This is a genomic window from uncultured Pseudoflavonifractor sp. (genome assembly GCA_904419835.1).
GTDB lineage: Bacteria > Bacillota > Clostridia > Oscillospirales > Oscillospiraceae > Pseudoflavonifractor.
This window is the reverse complement of record CAJFTA010000090.1, coordinates 1-4,791: the sequence shown is the minus strand read 5'-3', so window position 1 is coordinate 4,791 and position 4,791 is coordinate 1. Positions and strand designations below refer to the sequence as shown.

Here is a 4,791-nt window from a genome sequence, read left to right as displayed (position 1 = left end):
CAGATCGCCCACGGCGAGACCGTCCGGGAGACGGCCAACATGATCTCCTTCATGGCCGACGTCATCGGCATCCGGGACGACATGTACATCGGCAAGGGCCACGCCTACATGAAGGAGGTTGCCGGCGCGGTGGAGCAGGGCCACAGGGACGGGGTGCTGGAGCAGCGGCCCACCCTGGTCAACCTCCAGTGCGACATCGACCACCCCACCCAGTGCATGGCCGACGCCCTCCACCTCATCCGCCATTTCGGCGGCGTGGACAAGCTGCGGGGCAAGAAGATTGCCATGACCTGGGCCTACTCCCCCAGCTACGGCAAGCCCCTCAGCGTGCCCCAGGGCGTCATCGGCCTGATGACCCGGTTCGGCATGGACGTGGTGCTGGCTCACCCCGAGGGCTATGAGGTCATGCCCGAGGTGGAAGCCCTGGCGGCGGAGAACGCCAAACGCTCCGGAGGCTCCTTCACCCGCACCAACTCCATGGACGAGGCCTTCCAGGACGCCGACATTGTCTACCCCAAGAGCTGGGCCCCCTTCGCCGCCATGGAAAAGCGCACCGACCTGTACGGCAGGGGGGACGCCGAGGGCATCAAGGCTCTGGAGAAGGAGCTGCTGGCCCAGAACGCCCTCCACACCGACTGGGAGTGCACCGAGAGCCGCATGGCCATGACCAAGGGCGGCAAGGCCCTGTACATGCACTGCCTGCCCGCCGACATCACCGGCGTGTCCTGCCAGCAGGGCGAGGTGGCCGCCACCGTGTTTGAGCGGTACCGGGACGAGCTGTACAAGGAGGCCAGCTACAAGCCCTACATCATCGCCGCCATGATCCTCCTGGCCCAGTGCCAGAACCCGGTGGAGACCCTCCGGCGCTTCCAGCAGGAGGCCCGTCCCCGCAGGGGAAAATAACCGGATAGAGCCGCAGCGCGCCGCCCTTCGGACCTGAGCTCCGGAGGGCGGCGCGTCCTGCCGTAGAAAATATTTTGGGCCGGCTGATATTTTGTGTACTTCGCCCTGCGGTTCGGACAAAGCTCCTTTCCTTTTGGCCTGGAATGCGGTATACTTGACTTGAAACAGACGGCTGGAACGTGCCGCTGAATTGAGAAAGGCAGGTGTGTGCCCCATGGAAGTCGGAAGATCGCTCATCCGGGTGGACGCCGAGGACAAGGTGACCGGCCGGGCCAGATACACCGATGATTTTCACGAAGGCCCCGTACTGGTGGCCAAGGTGCTCCACAGCACCATCGGCAACGGCGTGGTCAAGGCCATTGACACCGCCGAGGCCATGAAGGTCCCCGGCGTGGTGAAGATTCTCACATGCTTCGACGCGCCCCAGATTCAATACCCCACCCCCGGCCACCCCTGGAGTGTGGAGAAGGGCCACCAGGACGTGGCCGACCGCACCCTGCTCACCCGCCGGGTGCGCATCTACGGCGACGACATCGCCGCCGTGGTGGCCGAGGACGCCATCGCCGCCCAGCGGGCCCTGGACAAGATTAAGGTGGAGTACGAGGAGTACCCCGTGGTGCTGGACCCCGAGGAGGCCATGAAGGGGGAGGGGGAGCCCATCCACGCCGAGCACCCCGACAACATCCTGGCCAAAATGGACCTGCGCACCCCCATCAAGAGCGGCAGATATGCCTCTGTGGAGGATGTGTTCGCCGACCCGGAGCTGCGGACCTTTGAGCACCACTACAGGACCCAGCAGGTCCAGCACTGCCACATCGAGAACCCCATCTCCTACGCCTACATGGAGCACGGCCGCATCACCGTGGTCTCCTCCACCCAGATCCCCCACATCGTCCGCCGGGTCATCGGCCAGGCCCTGGGCATTCCCTGGGGCAAAGTCCGGGTCATCAAGCCCTACATCGGCGGCGGCTTCGGCAACAAGCAGGAGGTGCTCTACGAGCCCCTCAACGCCTGGCTCACCACCCAGGTGGGGGGCCGGTGCGTCAAGCTGGACGTGAGCCGGGAGGAGACCTTCCAGAACACCCGCTCCCGCCACCCCATCTCCTTTGACGTGCAGGCCGCCGTGGACCCGGCCACCATGCGCCTGATGGCCCGGTCCTGCCGGGCGGTGAGCAACCAGGGCGGCTACGCCTCCCACGGCAACGCCATTGTGGCCAACGCCGTCACCGGCTTCCGCCAGCTCTATCAGGACGCCGTGGGCCACCACTCCACCGCCTACACCGTATACACCAATATCCCCGCCCCCGGCGCCATGCGGGGCTACGGCATCCCCCAGTGCAACTTTGCCGCCGAGTGCCTCATGGACGACATTGCCCGGGAAATGGGCTGGGATCCCCTGGAGTTTCGCCGGAAAAACATCATGCCCCTGGGCTATGTGGACCCCTTCAACGGCATCACCTGCCACTCCACCGGCCTGGCGCAGTGCATGGACAGGGGCGCGGAATTCATCGGCTGGAAGGCGCTGCGGGAGAAGTACAAAGACCAGACCGGTCCCGTCCGCCGGGGCGTGGGCATGGCCGTGTTCTCCTACAAGACCGGCGTGTACCCCATCTCCCTGGAGACCTCCTCCGCCCGCATGGTCCTCAACCAGGACGGCACCGTCCAGCTCCACCTGGGCGCCACCGAGATCGGCCAGGGCGGCGACACCGTGTTCTCCCAGATGGCGGCCCAGGCCCTGGGCGTGCCCACCGAGGACGTGCACATCGTCTCCACCCAGGACACCGACGTGGCCCCCTTTGACACCGGCGCCTACGCCTCCCGCCAGACCTATGTCACCGGCAAGGCCATCAAGAAGTGCGGCGCCCTGCTGCGGGAGCGTATCCTGGACTACGCCGGTGAGATGCTCCGGCGGGACCCCCGCGGCCTGGACCTGCGGGGCCGGGACGTGGTGGACACGGGCACCGGCGAGGCGCTGCTGCCCCTCTCCGACGTGGCCATGACCGCCTTTTACTCCCTGGACCACTCGGTCCACCTGACGGCGGAGGTCACCAACCACTGCAAGGACAACACCTTTGCCTTCGGCGCCTGCTTCTGCGAGGTGGAGGTGGACATTCCCGTGGGCAAGGTGAAGGTGCTGCGCATCGTCAACGTCCACGACTCGGGCAAACTCATCAACCCCAAGCTGGCCGAGGCCCAGGTCCACGGCGGCATGAGCATGGGCCTGGGGTACGCCCTGAGCGAGGAGATGAAGCTGGACAGCAGGACCGGCCGCCTCCTCAACGGCAATCTGCTGGACTACAAGCTGCCCACCGCCATGGACACCCCGGAGCTCACCGCCCTCTTTGTGGAGACCGACGACCCCTCCGGCCCCTTCGGCAACAAGGCCCTGGGCGAGCCCCCCGCCATCCCGGTTGCCCCCGCCGTGCGCAACGCGGTGCTCTGCGCCACCGGCGTGGCGGTGGACGACCTGCCCCTGAACCCCCAGAAGCTGGTGGAGCGGTTTACCGCCGCCGGCCTCATCAAAGAGAAGAACTGAGAGGAGGTCGAGCGTATGTACGACATTGCATCCATCTATAAGGCCAAATCGGTGGACGACGCCATTGCCGCCCTCCAGGCCGACCCCTCGGCCATTGTTATCGCCGGGGGCACCGACGTGCTCATCAAAATCCGGGAGGGCAAGCTGGCCGGCTGCCGCCTGGTGTCCATCCACGACCTGCCCGCGCTCAGGGGCATCTCCTGGGGAGAGGACGGCGCCGTGGAGATCGGCCCTCTGTCCACCTTCCGGGACGTGACATACAGCGATATCATCCGCCAGGCCGTCCCCGTGCTGGGGGAGGCGGCGGACACCGCCGGCGGCCCCCAGCTCCGGGCCGCGGGCACCATCGGCGGCAACGTGTGCAACGGCATCACCTCAGCCGACACCGCCTCCACCCTGGTGGCCCTGGACGCGGTCATGCGGGTGCGGGGCCCCAGAGGCGAGCGGGAGATCCCCATCGCCGAGTGGTACAAGGGGGTGGGCAAGGTGGCCCTGGCCCCCTATGAGCTGCTGGTGAAGATTATCATTCCCCGGCCCAACTACGAGGGATACACCGGGCACTACATCAAGTACGCCATGCGCAATGCCATGGACATCGCCACCCTGGGCGTCAGCTGCATGGTGAAGCTGACCGACGACAAACAGGCTGTGGACGACGTGTCCCTGGCCTTCGGCGTGGCCGGGCCGGTGCCCATGCGCTCCTACAGCGCCGAGGCCGCCGTCCGGGGCCTGAGCGTGGCCGAGGCGGCGGAAAAAATCGGCCCCGCCGCCCTGGCGGACGTGAGCCCCCGCAGCAGCTGGCGGGCCTCCAGGGAGTTCCGCATCCAGCTGGTGGAGGAGCTGTCCGGCCGGGCCTTTGCGGAGGCGGCCAGGAAGGGAGGCGCTGCGCTGTGATGGAAATTCTGCACATGACCGTCAACAACAAGCCGGTGGAGGTGGCGGTGGACCCCCGGGAGTCCCTGGCCGACACCCTGCGGGAGCGGCTGGGCCTGACCAGCGTGAAGAAGGGCTGCGAGGTAGGGGAGTGCGGCGCCTGCACCGTCCTGGTGGACGGCACCGCCATTGACTCGTGCATCTACCTGTCGGTGTGGGCCGACGGAAAGACCATCCTCACCGTGGAGGGCCTTCAGGACGAGAGCGGGGCGCTGTCCCCCATTCAGAGGGCCTTTGTGGAGGAGGCCGCCGTCCAGTGCGGCTTCTGCACGCCGGGCATCATCATGTCCGCCGTGGAGATTGTGGGCTCCGGCAGGACCTACACCCGGGACGAGCTGCGCAAGCTCATCTCCGGCCACCTGTGCCGCTGCACCGGCTACCAGAACATCCTCAACGCCGTGGAGCGGGCCGTCAACGAG

Annotated in this window: 4 protein-coding genes; all 4 read left to right on the top strand. The window is 66.8% G+C overall.

Going from position 1 to position 4,791, the window contains the following annotated elements; all coding sequences use genetic code 11:
* Nucleotides 1-903: knotted carbamoyltransferase YgeW (gene ygeW / locus QZY67_RS11505; protein WP_295370444.1), on the top strand; the 903-nt coding region annotated here is incomplete at its 5' end.
* Nucleotides 904-1,117: 214 nt separating this feature from the next.
* Nucleotides 1,118-3,439 carry a xanthine dehydrogenase subunit XdhA gene (gene xdhA / locus QZY67_RS11500; protein WP_295370442.1) on the top strand — a complete coding sequence of 774 codons (2,322 nt, stop codon included), beginning with the start codon at nucleotides 1,118-1,120 and terminating at the stop codon, nucleotides 3,437-3,439.
* Nucleotides 3,440-3,454: 15 nt separating this feature from the next.
* On the top strand, nucleotides 3,455-4,333 hold the full coding sequence (xdhB, locus tag QZY67_RS11495) for a xanthine dehydrogenase subunit XdhB (RefSeq protein WP_295370440.1): 879 nt from the start codon (nucleotides 3,455-3,457) through the stop codon (nucleotides 4,331-4,333).
* Nucleotides 4,330-4,791 (top strand): xanthine dehydrogenase subunit XdhC (gene xdhC, locus QZY67_RS11490; RefSeq protein WP_295370438.1); only part of this gene is annotated, 462 nt, incomplete at its 3' end. The genes xdhB and xdhC, both read left to right, overlap by 4 nt.

Coding starts and splice junctions, on each gene's coding strand:
- xdhA (WP_295370442.1), top strand. CDS start 1,118: ATGGAAGTCGGAAGATCGCTCATCCGGGTGGACGCCGAGGACAAGGTG.
- xdhB (WP_295370440.1), top strand. CDS start 3,455: ATGTACGACATTGCATCCATCTATAAGGCCAAATCGGTGGACGACGCC.